The organism is Paenibacillus sp. 598K, from assembly GCF_003851045.1.
GTDB lineage: Bacteria > Bacillota > Bacilli > Paenibacillales > Paenibacillaceae > Paenibacillus_D.
The window spans coordinates 26,369-40,581 of record NZ_BFBX01000054.1 but is presented as its reverse complement, the minus strand read 5'-3'; the positions used below and the strand labels follow the sequence as shown (position 1 = coordinate 40,581).

Genomic DNA, 14,213 nt, shown 5'->3' with positions numbered 1-14,213 from the left:
CGGAGCCCGCGATATAGCGGCCGTCGGCGGTCGCCGCCACAGCCGTCACCGCATCTGCCGCGCTGAACTCGATGCGGCGGCCGTCCGGCTCCAGGATGACGACGCTGCCGGTCGAGGAGCCGACGACGACCCGACCTTCGTCGGTGATCGTCAGCGCATCGATCGTGCCGCTGATGCTATGCTTGCCCACCTGCTCCAGCTCGCCGTCGATGACATAGACGTACTGGTCGGACCCGCCGAGCGCGATCCACTCGCCATTGTCCGAGAGATCCGCCTTGCGCGGCTGGATGCCGATCTCCAGCTCGCCCTGCGGCTGACCGTCCTGGTCGAACAGATACGCCTTCGGATCGCCCTTGAGCAGCGCCAGTACACGGGAGCCGTCCTGCGAGGCGGCGACGCCGGTCACCGCCCGTCGCAGCGGCAAGCTCCAGACGACGCTCGCATCGGGGGCGATCCGGTACAGCTGTCGATCGTCGGAGGAGACGAGCAGACTGCCGTCCTCGAGGAAGGTTACGCCCGTCACGACATTGCCGGCAATGAATTCGAGCTGACGCTCGCCGGTCGCGTCGTAGACGGACGCTGTCGCGTCATAGGTGCCGACAGCGACCGCTTCGCCGTCGCCTCGCACAGCGAGCGAAGTAATATAGGTGTCGCCGACTGACCATCGCAGGTCGGAGGCGGCAGCCGGTACGACGAGGATGAGGCACAACAGGATGCTTAAGGCTGCGGACAGGACTGCGCTCCGTCTCATGGGTCACCATACCACCTTTCTCTATTCGCGCTTAGGGGGCTGACGCTCCGGGTGATCGAGATCGGTCAGATCCAGCTTGCGGAACGTGAGCGCTTCCGGCAAGTAACGCAGCATCTGCTCCTGCATCTTCACGAGATAATCGTCCACCGTCAGCTTGTCGAAGAAATATTGCTGCACCAGACTGACATACTCCTGGACGGACGGCTGGTAGTCCTGCAAGCCGCGCGCGATCGTATTGGCCGGACCCTGCATCCCTTCCAGATTGCCGATCGGCTCGAAGGAGGCGAATGCCTTGGACATCTCCTCCGGCAGCGTGATGTCGTTCAGCGCCGGCGGGCCGTTGAGCGCTGCGTCGCGGCTGTTCTGGATCGCCGTCACATAGACGCTGTAGCCCTCGGGAGAAGTCAGGTACATCATGAAGTCGACGCTCAGCTCGGTTTGCTTGGCATCCTTTTGCACGAGGCCATAGAAGCCGATCGGCAGCTGGATCGTACGCGCCGGCGCCTGCACATGCTCGCCCTCCATCGAAGGCATATTGTAAAATCCGAATTCGAACGGCTTGACGCCGCCTTGCGCGCCGGTCTTGTCGGCATCGGCGAAGTCCTTGGGCAGCTGCCAGTAAGCCGATGGCGCGCCTAGCATGGCCGCCGCCTTGCCGGTCAGGAACAGCTGGTACGCTTGCGTGTCATTGATGCCGAAAAACCCTTCCGGCGTATAGCTGAACAGCGTCTTGAGATTTTCCATGACAGCCTTCCAGCTCGGGTTGTCTGCCATCTTGTAGTCGCCTTGCTGATCCTGGATCGCCTTCCAGACGCGGAGCGGATTTTTGGATACCCGGCTCTCGGAGTCATTGTACGGATCGGTCACATCATAGCTCCAGCTGTCGTCGATATCGGGGTTGTAGGTGTAATCCTGCTCCTGGGAGCGCGAGATCTCGATGCTGTCGCGGAAATACTGGTCCGGATAGATCCGCATCAGCCAGCCGGCCTGACCGGACCAGATCGATGCCGAGTCGCCGGCGATCGCAAATGGCGTCAAGCCCGCTATCTTCACCTTCTCGAAGATCGCGATCAGCTCGTCGAATGTCTGCGGCGGCTCGGTCGCGCCGACCTGGGCGAAAATTTCCTTGTTGTAGAGCCACAGGATCTGCACCGTCTCGAAGTTAAGCGTATACAACGAATCGTCGGCGCCAACCGCGCCGAGGTTGATCCCCATCGCCTCGAGGTTGAAGCTCTCCTTCCACGGCTTGCCGGTGTAGGGATTAGTCTTGTCGAACCACGGGTAGTAGTTGACGAACTTGCGCTGCGCTTGCAGGTCGACGACTTCATTGATGACTGCCAGATCGACCGACGGGTCGCCTGCCGCGAACTGAGCGGTCAGCCATTCCTTGTAGCCCTTGAGCGGTTTGATCTCGACGTTCACCTTGACGTCGGGATGCTTCGACATATAGGCGTCGGCCACCTTGTTCCATACCTCGCTGCTCTGCTGCGGCAGCACGATGTTGAGATTGCCGGAGAGCTCCTTATTGTCCGTCTGCTGACCTTCGTCCGTTGTCTTGCCGGGATCAGACGGAGGCGTAACTACCTTGCCATTGTTACCGCTTTCAGTTTTCGTGCACGCTGCCAAGACGACCGACATCATCACGACAAGCACCAGCACATACCGTGTCATTCTCTTTGCTCGGATCACTTGATATCCCCCTGCCCTGTAGATTAAGAATACTAACAACTAACTTAGTTGATAATTAGAATTCTAATACACGAGGTTAGATTGTGTCAACAAAAAAACCATAGACAGCCGGGAGCGCACAGCGTCTATGGTTAGGGATGTGGAGCAACTGCCTCACGGGGAGCTGATCGCAGAGCGGCAAGCCGCCGTCGACTGACGGACGACGAGCTGCGGGACGATCTCGTCCTTGAGCGAAGCGCTGCCGCGCTTGGCGGCGTTGTCCGAGCACAGAATCTCCACCGCTCGCTTGCCCATGAGCGCGGAGTTCTGGTTGATCGTCGTCAGGCCGACGTACTGTGCGAATCGCATATCGTCATAGCCGACGATGCTGAGATCCTCCGGCACCGACAGCCCGCGCTGCTGGGCAGCGCGCGCCAGGCCATAGGCCTTGAGGTCGCTGGCGGCGAAGATCGCCGTCGGCGGCTCCGCCAGCTGCTCGAAGTAGCGGTAGCCCAGCTCCCCCGACTGCTGGCTCTCGGTGTCGTCGTTGACGACATGGACCAGCTCCGGGTCGAGCGGCAGATGCGCCAGGTTAAGCGCCAGCTTGTAGCCCTGCAGCCGTAGCGAGAACTCCTGGTTCAGATCGACGAGCGAAGCGCCGGTGAGCAGGATGCCGATCCGCCGGTGCCCCAGCTCCAGCAGATGATGCGTGGCCAGATAGCCGCCGGTCAGATTGTCGATGATGACGTACGGCACCGAGAATTGCGGGAAGTACGAGTGCACAGTCACCAGGTGGCGCCCCTCCTGCATCCACTGCTCGATCTGCCCGGAGGAAAATTCGCGCTCGCCCATCGTCGTCACGATAAACCCGGCATTCGGTGTATCTGGGAGCTTGCCGTGCAACGAATAGTCCCACCATTCGACCGCGATGCCGCGTCGCCCCGACTCCTCGCGGATCGCTCCGAACATATCGTCATAGAAGCGATGCTCCAGGTAGAGGATCTGAGCGCCTGTATTGTGCACAAGGTAGAGCTTCTCCAATCCATTCGTATTAAGAGCGCGCGCCGCAGCCGGCCCCCGCGTCGCCTTTACCTCCGCAGGATCAGCAGCGCGCTCGCCGCGCACGAACGACCCTTTGCCGCGCAGACGATAGATTCGTCCCTCATTGACCAGCTCGGAGAGCGCGCGTCGCGAGGTCATCTCGCTCGTATCGTACAGCTGGGCCAGCTCGGTCTGCGACGGGATCTGCGTATCCGGCTGCCACTCGCCGCTATCGATTTTTGCTTTGATATCATTGACGATCACTTGATATTTGGTTGGTGTAGACAAGTAGCATCGACTCCTTCAAACCTAGTATACTAAGTTATCGGGAAATAAGCTATCTTTTTTGAAAATTAATTGGCTCTTCGCACAGCCCGATCCTCTCGATCTTCCCAAGCGTCATGTCCAGCCGAAACGTCGCCACCTCGAAGCCGGCCAGCTCCACCTCCAGCTCCAGTCCCGCCGTTGGCGCTCGCAGCACCGTGCAGGCTCCCCGCCCCGTCGGCTCGAATAGTCTTGCGATATACGCCGCGCCATCCTCAGCTTGCTTGAACGCAGCGAGCTGGACGACTTCATCCTCCAGCACGAGCACAGGCTGAGCGAGCTGCCCTGTACCCGACGGGAAAAAGGATAGCGCGTACGGCTGTTCATTACGCGCCGTCGCTTCGCGATCGACAGCCTCCATCCGGGGAGTGCTCTGACCGGCATTAAGCCAGAACATAAACTTGCGCTCCCCCTGGTCGATGCGAGGCAGGAAGCGGTCCTGGACGAGGATCGGCCGGTCCTCGATCGGATGGGCGCAATAGCCTGCCCCGCGCAGCAGCGATAGACGCAGCTCGCCGTCGGCATAATCCGAGCCGTAGATCCCGTTGTTGATGCAGGTAAGCGCCTGCTCCCCGCTGTCCAACGCAACCCAGCGCTGAGCTACCGCTTCCTGGCGATTGCCCGGCAGCTCAGTGACGCCATAGGCGGTCTGACCTAGGTAGATCGGGCTCTCCAGCAGCGTCGGCACGGCGAGCTTCAGCATGGCGTCCTTCTCATTCCAATAGACGCGCACCTCGATCTCCACCTCCGTGCCGCGCTTGGGCAGACGGTAGGTCTGGCAGATAAAAGAGTCGCCATAGTCGAGCACCGCCTCGATCACCGTGCGGACATCGCCGTCCTCGATGACGCGCACCGATGGCAACAGCCCTTGCTTCACGCCCGAGAATGCCGTCCCCTTCTCCGGCGACAACAAGCGGAACTCGCCGATTACGTTCGGAAAGGCGTCAACGTCCATCCGCCACGGGTCCTCGTTGTCCTCCACTACGATTGGCGCACAGGCTCCTGGTCGCAGGAAGCTGACGCCTCCCGCCACATACTCGTCGATCAGCCCCGTCCCGCTATTGATGACGACGCGCAGCTCCTCCGTCTGGAACACGTAACGTCCGTCCTGCTCCGCCAATTGCGGCGCTGGCTTCGACTCGAGCATCTCCATCACGCAGTCGAACCGGTTCATCGACATCGGCGCCAGCTCGGCCTCGAAGACGACGCGCTTGCGCCAGTCCAGATTAAGATTGCTATGCTCCTTTTCCGGCTGAGACGGGATGCGGCGGCCGTCCCGGAGCACGACCGGCAGCGAGAACTGCTGAGCCCAGTTCTGATCCTCGAGCATAAATTCGCAGGCGAAGTGTCCCTTCACCGGATAAGGATGCGGATTGTAGACGAGCACGGGGTAATGCTTCTCCCGCGCCTTCGCCTGACCGGAGGCCAGCGCGAAGAAGGCGCGGGCGCGCAGACGCGCGATCCGCTCCAGACCGTGGTCGAGCAGACGCAGCGAGGCCTCCTCCGCCGGCTGGATCGACGTGCCAGGCAGGATGTCGTGGAATTGCGCCATCAGCAGATCGTCGACCGCGCCGCGCAGCTCCTCTGCCGGATAAGACATCAGACCCTGGGCCGAGGCAGCCGACAGCATCTTCTCCGTTGCCAGCCATTCGTTCTCCAATTGGCGATGCTTCTGCTTGATGCGGATCATCGACGTGTAGCAGCCGACGAAGCGCGGATTCAGATCGCCGTCGTAACGCGGCAGTTGGTCGGCATACTGCGCCAGCTCGGCAAAGTAACGCTCCGGCGTCGAATGCACAATCTCCGTCCGGCCCGCATAGTCGCGCTGCAACTCGGCGATCCGGCGCAGGTCGACGCGCGACGGTCCGCCGCCATGATTGCCGACACCCCATAGCAGCAGGCTGACTGGGGCATCGCCGTGCTCCGCCAGCCACGCTTCGATCTTCTCGCCCGCCTTGCCGAGCAAGCTATTGTAGCCGCTGTGCACCTTGTGCGCCATCACCGAGCTGCCGTTATAACCCTCCCAGATGAAATCCTGCGCCGGCAGCGTCGGGAACGAATCCGGGCGCATAAAGATGTACGAGTCGTACCCGGCTTGCTGCAGGATCTGCACAAGCCCGCGCGTATGCCCGAAGGAGTCGAAGTTGATCGCAGTCGTCGGTCGCACGCCGAACTTCTCCAGGAAGTAGGTGCGGCCATGCAGGATCTGCCGGACGAACGACTCGCCCGACGGCATATTGCAGTCCGGCTGCAAATACCAGCCGCCCATAATATGCCATTTGCCTTCGGCTACCAACTGCTGGATGCGGCGGAACAGCTCCGGCTCGTATTCCTCCACCCACTGGTAGAGGATGACCTCGTTATGATTAAACACATAGCCGCCAAACTCCTCGCAGAACTCCGCGGCTGCGCGGAAGGTCGATACCGCCGCTGCGGCTCCCTCCTCCCACTCCCATTGCCATACCGGATCGAGATGCGCGTTGCTGAGCAGATGCAGTCTTCTGTTGGACATCGTCAAAGCCCCCATCATTAGGATGTTTCAGACTCGTTGAAAAGTTAAGCCTACGGTCCTTTTTCAACAGTCTGATGTTTCCTCCTCATTATGGTGCCGGGCCGTGGCGATGAAAATGGATATACCGCATCAGGTTTTGTCTTATTATGATATGATAGTAAAAAGGAAGAAAACTCCCCTCACAGGAACGGAGCGTGTCAGGATGGATATCGCAAGGTGGAAAGCGGATTGCCCGCCCGGATTCCAGCAATGCTGTACGGAGATCGTCATCGAGGATGTCTGGATCGACTGGATCGACATCATGTTAGAACAAATCGGCAATGCCAGCGGCTGTCCGCCGCACACCCACACCTGGTACGAGCTCAACTATGTGCTGTCCGGCGAGATGTACACAACCTTCGGCCAGCAGACGGTGCGTGTCCGGGCCGGAGAATACTTCCTCATCCCGCCAGGAATGATCCACTCGCATCAGTATGTACGCGGCAATCCGCATGAAGGGCTATGCATCCGCTGGCGCATGAAGCGCCGCATGGGAGGCTCGCGGAGGTCCGGCCTGCGGGACCAGGCCGAGCCGGAGCTGACCTACTTCCGCCGGCTGCTGCGCCTCCAGACGTTCCCGCCGGGCGCGCATGCAGCTAGTAACAGCATACGGGAGCAGCTCCTGTCATTCGTAGAGGGGGCGGCTGCGGGCGAGCGCCCGGTCTTTGCGCTGCAGCTGCAGCTGGCAGGGCTCCTGGATATGCTCGCCGCGCAGGCTGCCGCGATGCAAGAGGCTGCCGCGCATAGCAGCCCGGTAGGCGCATCCGCCAGCCCACACCGGACCGCCGATCCGCTCGTGCGCAAGGTCGAGGTCTATCTGGAGGACTTCACCAAGGACAAGTGCAGCATGACCGAGCTGGCCGCCTCGCTCCATATGAGCTACGGACATCTGGCTCGTCTGTACAAGGAGCGAACCGGGATGACGCTGGTCGAGCGGATGAACCGGCTGCGTCTGGAGAAAGCCGCCTCCCTGCTGATGCAGCAGGAGCTGATGATCCGCGAGGTCGCCGAGCGCTCCGGTTATCCCGACATCTACTATTTCAGCAAGGCGTTCAAGCGCGCTTATGGCTGCACCCCATCGCAATATCGCCTTGGACGCCAAAAAGCGCGACCGGAAGCTCCGGCCACGCTGTTCGTCAAAAGGTACGATTAACTCTCCGCAAGCATAACTCAAGCCGTCGCCCACTTACATCGATTCGTTGTTATCGGCTGCCCCGAGCTTTTGCATCGCCTGGCTGATCCGATATTGACTCGGCGTCATCTGGTAGTATTTTTTGAACAGCTCAGAGAAGTGAGAGGCCGAAAAATACCCTAATGATTGAGCAATTTCTCTAATATTCCGCTCGTCCGCGACGAGCAGCTCTTTAGCCTTTTCCATCCGCAAATTCTGGATATGCTTCATGGGCGATACGCGAAAGACCTTCGAATAGGTGTTGCTCAAATAAATGGGATTGCACGCGATAAGATCGGACAGTTGCTGCAAAGAGAGCGACTGTTGGAAATGGCTGCGGATATAGCGGTGAACCGTAATTAATCGCTTGTCCAACGGGGTCGAACGCGCTGCGGGAGGAGATTCCTTATAAGGAATGTGAAACCCTTCTTGTTTAGAGAGCACGTAACTCCCGATGACCAACGCGTCGAGCTCTGTCGTCTCGTAATTGGCGAGCGCTTCCTCGGGCCGGAGTACGATCGGTTCATGGTCGAGGTTAAAGGACGTGTTGACAACGATTGGAATGCCTGTCCTTCTCCCAAACTCATCGATGACACCCCAATAACGGGGGTTCACACTGCGTCTGACAGCTTGGGGCCTCGCTGACCCGTCGACATGAACAACAGCTGGCACTTCTTTTTGTTTGTCACGGAGCACCTTGGCTGCCACGATCATGAAGGGCGACGGATGCGCACTCTCAAAAAACGCATCGAATGCCTCTTCAATAACGCTTGGCGCAAACGGCCTCCACATCTCCCGCCTCTTCAACCGATTCAAACGAACAAGCGTCTCTCTATCCATAGGATTGCCTATGATGCTGCGCGCTCCGAGCGCCCGCGGTCCGAATTCGGCCCTGCCCTGGAACCAGCCGATCAGCTTGCCCTGCTGGAGAAAATCGGCAGTCTGATGGATCAACTCCTCCTCGGAGCATCGCGTATAGGACAGACCGCGCTGTACAATCGCCGCATGGATCTGCTCATCGCTGTAGGAAGGCCCAAGGTACGCATCATCCATCCTCGACGAAACAAGAGCTTCCCCCTTGCATTTGGCGGCTTCAAAAGCAGCTCCGATCGCAACGCCCGCATCATGCGATGCGGGCTGAATAAACAGGTGTTCGAAAATGCCCGAATCGGCAATAACGCCGTTGGCTGTGCAATTCAGTCCAACCCCGCCAGCGATGACCAGATTCGTAGCGTCGGTGAGGCGACGCAGCTGGCGAACCAGATGCAGCAAGGCCTGCTCGAGCGAGTGCTGCACGGATGCCGCAAACCCGACATAGGGATACAGGTCGACTCCGTCTCCTCTCCGGTAAGGAAAGTGGTGACGCTCGAAGTGGCTCTCCAGCAGATCGCGAAATGCGCCAAGATCGGCAAAGCTGCCGGACTCCGGCAGGCAGCCGTCAAGCTCCAGCCGCAGCTCGTCGCTCACCCGCAACGGCATCTCCTGATCGGCTCGCCCATAAGCGGCCAGCCCCATGAACTTCCCGGCATGGCGCGCTTTCATCCCGGTATAGCGGGTAGCGGCCGCATAGTAGCCTCCCAGGGAAAAGGGCAGCTTGATCTGCTCCAACACATCGATCCGGTTGCCTTGCGCCCTGGCCAGCGTGGTCGATGCCGTCTCGCCGCCGCCATCAACAACCAATACCGCCGCATCCTCAAACCCGCTGGCATAATAAGCGCTAGCAGCATGAGCGATATGGTGGTCGATCGGGAGGACGGGCGGGATCGCTTGATCGGGAAATCTGTCCGCCGGAAATAACGTCTCTACCGCATCTCTACCGTCGCGGGGCTCGTCGTATAAAGCTCTCATCCTGGGATAATCCCAGCCAAGGCCAACGGCCGAAACCTCGTCAAGCGTAATGCCAGCGAACTGAAGACAGAACAAGACAGCGTCGATCGGCGCCTCCCCTACGGCCCGTTTATTCCTGCTGAAGCGCTCCTGTTCAACTGCGCAGAGCAGTACGCCATCCTTAATGAGAGCCGCGGCAGCGTCATGCCTGCCGCAATTGATGCCTAAATAATAGTTTCCCAATCGCAATCTACTCCTCTGCCTGCATGCCGATATCGACATGGTCTTCTGGCGCAAGCTGCAGCAGTTGATCCTGGAACATCCGTACGCAATCGAGCCACTGCTCCCTCGCAGGCGTCTCACTGTGAGTTAACCGTTTGACCGAGTAAGTCCCCGTCGCCAGATCGTAATTCATAAATCCACGGCCCGATGATTGACCGATCAGCACAAGCGTGTAGGCATCCTCTTCTTGCTCGTTGACCGTCTCATGCGCGTAATCGAGCAGCATCGACTGGCTCTGGCCTTGCTCCAACACTCTGTCCTGGAGATAAGCGAGCTGCGCCGTCTGCTCGGTCTCATCGGTGCTGACGATCTTGTAATAAGGCTCGAGATAGGCGCCGCTCAGCATATACGTGGCAAACATCCAATCGTGGCTATGCAGCTTTGTCTGCTTGGGCGCGCCTTGCCGCCTCCCCTTGATCCGATGCAGTCGGACCGCGAAGCGGCCCTCGGGATCGATATAAAGCGGCATAATATCCATGATCTTGGCGGGATAGTTGAACTGCTCCTTATAGGCTATAGGGTAGTCACATCCCTCATCGCTTGCGCGGAGCTGCTCCAGCCTGCCGAGGAGTAACGCAGGATCGGAGGTCAGACGCTGCAAAGCCTTCTCCATCTTGGCCGCTTCTTCCGCAACCGGATGGTCCCACTGGATATCAAGCGCCAATTGATGCATCAGGTCGTCCCAGTTCCCGTTCATACGCATCCCCTTTCGTTCATTTCGTCGACCGAACGTTGCAAAAAACGGATCATTTGCCGGCTATGCGCTAAAGGATCCGGATAGACATCGTGTGCCGGTTCATGCAGAATGGATCGGATGCGCGAATAGACAGCTTCCATTCGCTCGCTCAGGCTTGCATTGCCGTCAATGATATAGACCGGCGTTTTCGTTATAGCAAAATAGCGTTCCAGCAGCTGATGCTGCAGCTCCAGTGCCTCAGGATGGGTCCAGCCCTCGCCTACGAGATGACGCCTCGCTTGCTTGTCGCGCAGGCGTGTCTGGATCACCTCCAGATCGGTCTTAAACCACAGATAGGCAGTCGGAGCCGCGAACCAGCCTCTCTCGAGGCTCTTCATCAGGACGTCCATCGCGGCAGGATAGGAGCGATAGATCGGCTGGTACCCATAACAGATCGAGATCGTGCCGAGGACGCAGCGCTCCGCGAGCAGATGCCTTCCCGAGTTCACGATAGCCGTCGCCGCTTGCCATCTCTGCTCATCGAGCGCCAAGTAATACGCATCGTTGCGGATCGCTTCCGCCGGAGTGGTCGGAGGAGGAGGCGGATCCGTCGCAGCATAAAAAGACTCTTGCAGCTTGACTACAGGGAACTGCTCGCAGATCGGGTTGAAAATCGTCGTTTTGCCGGAGCAGCAAATGCCTTCGAATACGATCAGATGCCCCTTCATAAAATCAGACTCCATCTCTGGCGATCACGACTGAAGACGAATCATATCGGCAGCAACCTCGGAGCAGGAGCAGCGCAACGACGTCTGAGGCAGCCGCTTGATCGCCTCGGCCAGCAGTCCCTCCATCTCCCCGATATGCTTGATCGTATTGTCATAGCAATCCTCTCTCGTCACAGGTCCGACGATCCCTGCGCCATAATTGACGACCAGCGATGCCGAAGCGTAGCAAATGCCGCTCTCGCGCGCCAGGATGCACTCGGGAATATTGGTCATCCCGACGACGTCCCCGCCCAGCCTGCCGTACATCCGAACCTCTGCCGCCGTCTCGTAGCGCGGGCCGTCGACTCCGACATAACATCCCGTATCCCTGTAGCGGCTCCCTTGCTCCCTGCAGCCCTCTATGAGCAAGCCTCGCAGCTCCGGGCAATACGGCTCCGTGAAATCGCAAAACGCAAAAGCTCCGTCCTTGAAGGCGGTGGAGACGCGATGCTTTGTAAAGTCCAAAAACTGATCGAGAACGACAATCGTGCCGGGCTCAATCGCCTCGGATAATGAACCGACCACCGAGGTGGCGACGATTTGATGCACCCCTGCTTCTTTGAAGGCAGCGATAATCCCCGCATAATTGACCTTATGCGGCGGACAGGCCTTGCTCCAGCCGTTCCGCCTGGCTGCATAGACCTCCACGTCTCCGATCGTCGCGTTGGAGAATGGGATAATACCCTCCGTTGTTTCTACGACGACGTCGCTCCAATCCGGACCCAGCGAGGCAAGATTAAATCCGGTGCTGACGATAATGCCTACTTTCACGGCCGTTCCCCCCTAATTATGGACTGGTGTAGCCTTTCTCGGTTAAATAGCTTCTCAGGGCGCTTCGCCAATCCTCAGTCGCCAGCCCCCTGATTCGCAATCGATTGCTGGACATCGCCGTATACAACGGACGCTTGGCCAACGAGGGATCTGTGCGATAGCGCTCCTCCATATAGATCGGCTCGATGGCGCTGGATATCCCAAGGATCGAAAAGGCTTCCTGGCACATGCCATACCACGAAGCTATGCCATCGTTTACGACATGATAGGTTCCGTAATCCAGCTCTTGCTCCACGATTGCATAGACCGTTGCCGCCAGATGCTTCGTATAGCAAGGCGACATATAAATATCGTCGACAATGGCTAATGGTTCATTTCGTCTCGCTTTGAGCAGCATACGTTCGATAAAATGGCTGCCGCCCGCTCCAAACAAGCCCGAGGTGCGCACGATATAATGCTTGGCGCTGTTGCCTCTGACCTCCATCTCGCCGGCGGCCTTGGTCACGCCGTACACCATCAACGGATTCACTGGATCATCCTCGACATAGGGATGCCGCTGCTGCCCGTCAAACACAAAATCGGAGCTGAACCAAATATGGATGGCGCCTGACGCATCGCAGGCACGGGCCACGTTTCTGGCGCCCAGCGCGTTGACCTTGTAAGCCTGCAACGGATCTTGCTCGCAACGATCCGCATTCATATAGGCTGCCGTGTTGACCACGACATCCGGCAACAGCTCGGACAGCATCCGGCTTGTCTGATCCCTATCCGTCACATCCAGCTCGTCCTTGGCAAGTCTGAATACCTGCCAGCCCTGCTGCTCGTACATGCGTATCATGTCGAAGGCTAGCAAGCCGCTGGCGCCCAGCACCGCGACCTTCCTCACCATCCGCCAAGCCCCCAGATGTCGCCGTAGTGATCGGAGGGCACCCTCACCTCGTCGGGATGTCCGGCACGATAAGGCTGGGTCGTCAGCGCTGTGATCTGCGCTCCGTCCACGAGCGCCATAGACCCATGCTGTACCCCTCTCGGCACCGTCAGCGCCTGCGGTCGGTTGCCGTCCATGACGACGCGTTTCATCGTTTTGAAGGTCCGACAGTCCTCCCGCTCATCCACCAGAATGAATTGAATGGCGCCCGAGGTCACGATGAAAATCTCATCCTGTTCCTTGTGCATATGGAAGGCGCGGACCACGTTGGCTTGATAGTTGTTCACCACATAGAGCTGGCCGAAGCGCTGATAGAAATCATCGTCCTCGCGCACCAACTCGCAGAGCCAGCCCCGGTTGTCGTTGTGTACAGTAAGGTTGATGAGTCGAACCCCTTCAATCTCGCCTGATTGGATCATCCTTTGGCTCCTTTCATCGGATCGCTTGCTCCTCCCTGCTTTTCATCCACTTCATGTTATAGTAGATATCGTCCTCCAGCATCCATGCCTGCTCGCGATAGCGACGATAAATGTCCGCTACTGCGCTCTCGATGCTATGCTCCGACTGCAATCCAAACCGCGCTTTCGCCTTTGCGTTGTCGACGCGATAGTTCCGAATGCCGCTCATCGCATAGTCCATGCGCAGGTCGCACTCGTGTCCTAGCTCGCGCAATGTATGCAGTACTCTCAGCCCGACTTCGGAGATTCGCACGTTTTGGCTCAAAATATTGTAGATACCGGAATCATGCGGGTCGTAGCTTGCCTCGATCGCCTGAAGATACGCCCTCGCCACATCGTTCACCTCAATCATCGGTCGCCACATTTCTCCGCCCAGATGAAGCGTAATTTGATTTTTGGTCAGCGCGTCCTTCACCATCGTATTGACGACCAGATCAAACCGCATGCGGGGAGAATAGCCGTAAACGGTGCCTTTCCTCAAGATTACCGGCATGAAATGCTCGTCCCTCAACGGTAAAATGGCTTGCTCCGCCTCATATTTGGATACCGAATACGGGCCAAGCGGCTCGACATGGCTGTCTTCGGTCAACAAAGCGTCCGCATCTCCCGCAAGCCGCTGCCGATCATAGATGGAGCAAGAGCTGGCAAGGATGTATAGCGGCACGCCCGCGCTCTTGCTGTTGCGGGCCAGCTCAGCAGCAGCTACCCTATTCAACGCCCAATTTTTGGCCGGATTGTAGTTGGCCGTCGGGTCATTGGAGAAGCCGCCCAGATTAATGACCGCATCGACGGTCTCCAGCATCTCCCGCCCGATGCTCCGCATATCCGCCTCGATGATACCCAACAAGCCTTCATAAGCAGCAAGCGTCCCCCTGCCATAATCAAACGTATCTACAAGCGTCGTCCGATAGCCCGCCTGCAACAGATGCCTGACCAACACAGAGCCGACGTACCCCGCTCCTCCAACCAACAGCACATGCTTCATCTCGCATTCCTCC

General features: G+C 58.6%; 12 protein-coding genes and 1 pseudogene. 1 reads left to right on the top strand and 12 read right to left on the bottom strand.

All coding sequences use genetic code 11. The annotated features are described in order from the left end of the window. From PA598K_RS16655 to PA598K_RS16640, 4 genes are all read right to left on the bottom strand, one after another. Positions 1 to 751 (bottom strand): WD40 repeat domain-containing protein (locus PA598K_RS16655; protein WP_376739048.1); only part of this gene is annotated, 751 nt, incomplete at its 3' end. Positions 752 to 772: 21 nt separating this feature from the next. Continuing rightward, positions 773 to 2,440 (bottom strand): ABC transporter substrate-binding protein, encoded by a 1,668-nt coding sequence (locus PA598K_RS16650; protein WP_260405448.1) that lies wholly within the window; start codon positions 2,438 to 2,440, stop codon positions 773 to 775. A gap of 153 nt (positions 2,441 to 2,593) precedes the next feature. After that, a complete protein-coding gene (locus PA598K_RS16645) occupies positions 2,594 to 3,748 on the bottom strand; it encodes a GntR family transcriptional regulator (RefSeq protein ID WP_128658049.1) in 1,155 nt (384 codons plus the stop codon). A 49-nt stretch (positions 3,749 to 3,797) separates the two neighbouring features. After that, positions 3,798 to 6,296 carry a glycoside hydrolase family 38 N-terminal domain-containing protein gene (locus tag PA598K_RS16640; protein WP_185602035.1) on the bottom strand — a complete coding sequence of 833 codons (2,499 nt, stop codon included), beginning with the start codon at positions 6,294 to 6,296 and terminating at the stop codon, positions 3,798 to 3,800. Positions 6,297 to 6,498: 202 nt separating this feature from the next. On the opposite strand from PA598K_RS16640, the gene PA598K_RS16635 reads away from it, so the two are divergent. Continuing rightward, positions 6,499 to 7,488 carry an AraC family transcriptional regulator gene (locus PA598K_RS16635; protein ID WP_185602034.1) on the top strand — a complete coding sequence of 330 codons (990 nt, stop codon included), beginning with the start codon at positions 6,499 to 6,501 and terminating at the stop codon, positions 7,486 to 7,488. Between the two features lie 33 nt (positions 7,489 to 7,521). Here PA598K_RS16635 and PA598K_RS16630 read toward each other — a convergent pair whose 3' ends face one another. The 8 genes and pseudogenes from PA598K_RS16630 to PA598K_RS16600 all read right to left on the bottom strand — a co-directional run bounded on the left by PA598K_RS16630 (position 7,522) and on the right by PA598K_RS16600 (position 14,200). Next, positions 7,522 to 9,354, bottom strand: coding sequence for a carbamoyltransferase C-terminal domain-containing protein (locus PA598K_RS16630; protein WP_260405447.1), 1,833 nt, complete (start codon positions 9,352 to 9,354; stop codon positions 7,522 to 7,524). A gap of 42 nt (positions 9,355 to 9,396) precedes the next feature. Beyond that, a pseudogene (locus tag PA598K_RS39025) lies at positions 9,397 to 9,615 on the bottom strand (carbamoyltransferase N-terminal domain-containing protein); the annotation flags it as partial. Beyond that, positions 9,584 to 10,312, bottom strand: coding sequence for a hypothetical protein (locus PA598K_RS16625; RefSeq protein WP_128658045.1), 729 nt, complete (start codon positions 10,310 to 10,312; stop codon positions 9,584 to 9,586). The pseudogene PA598K_RS39025 and the gene PA598K_RS16625, both read right to left, overlap by 32 nt. Then, complete coding sequence (locus PA598K_RS16620; RefSeq protein WP_128658044.1) at positions 10,309 to 11,019, bottom strand: hypothetical protein; 711 nt, start codon at positions 11,017 to 11,019, stop codon at positions 10,309 to 10,311. Before PA598K_RS16620 ends, PA598K_RS16625 begins: the two co-directional genes overlap by 4 nt. A 24-nt stretch (positions 11,020 to 11,043) precedes the next feature. Beyond that, a complete protein-coding gene (locus PA598K_RS16615) occupies positions 11,044 to 11,829 on the bottom strand; it encodes an MTAP family purine nucleoside phosphorylase (protein WP_128658043.1) in 786 nt (261 codons plus the stop codon). 16 nt (positions 11,830 to 11,845) lie between these two features. Further along, complete coding sequence (rfbD, locus tag PA598K_RS16610) at positions 11,846 to 12,718, bottom strand: dTDP-4-dehydrorhamnose reductase (RefSeq protein ID WP_128658042.1); 873 nt, start codon at positions 12,716 to 12,718, stop codon at positions 11,846 to 11,848. Further along, on the bottom strand, positions 12,712 to 13,176 hold the full coding sequence (locus PA598K_RS16605) for a dTDP-4-dehydrorhamnose 3,5-epimerase family protein (RefSeq protein ID WP_128658041.1): 465 nt from the start codon (positions 13,174 to 13,176) through the stop codon (positions 12,712 to 12,714). The genes rfbD and PA598K_RS16605 overlap by 7 nt, the downstream gene beginning before the upstream one ends. Positions 13,177 to 13,189: 13 nt before the next feature. After that, positions 13,190 to 14,200 (bottom strand): NAD-dependent epimerase/dehydratase family protein, encoded by a 1,011-nt coding sequence (locus PA598K_RS16600; protein WP_128658040.1) that lies wholly within the window; start codon positions 14,198 to 14,200, stop codon positions 13,190 to 13,192. Between the last annotated feature and the right edge of the window lie 13 nt (positions 14,201 to 14,213).